1 protein-coding gene is annotated in these 353 nt (G+C 49.9%); it reads left to right on the top strand.

The window, feature by feature from the left end; translation table 11 throughout:
• Positions 1 to 353 (top strand): NAD(P)/FAD-dependent oxidoreductase (locus NI462_RS15010; RefSeq protein WP_435574966.1); only part of this gene is annotated, 353 nt, incomplete at both ends.

The following is a 353-nucleotide window of genomic DNA, read 5'->3' as shown; positions in this document are numbered from 1 at the left end:
TTAGGTAAACGTCTGATCCAGAAGTTCAACCTGGACAAGGACGCTGATCCGCAACACTACGGTATCGGCATTAAAGAGCTTTGGGAAATCGATCCTGCCAAGCATAAACCGGGTCTGGTGATGCACGGTGCCGGCTGGCCACTAAATGAAACTGGTTCTTCAGGTGGCTGGTGGTTATACCATGCTGAGAATAACCAGGTGACTCTGGGCATGATCGTAGATCTGTCTTACACCAACCCGCATATGTATCCCTTCATGGAAATGCAGCGCTGGAAAACCCATCCATTGATCAAGCAGTATCTGGAAGGTGGTAAGCGTATTTCTTATGGTGCGCGTGCTGTGGCCAAAGGTGG

Source organism: Acinetobacter lwoffii, from assembly GCF_024129715.1.
Taxonomy (GTDB): Bacteria; Pseudomonadota; Gammaproteobacteria; order Pseudomonadales; family Moraxellaceae; genus Acinetobacter; species Acinetobacter lwoffii_U.
Note: the sequence above shows the minus strand (reverse complement) of the source record. Positions and strands in the feature narration are given on the sequence as shown.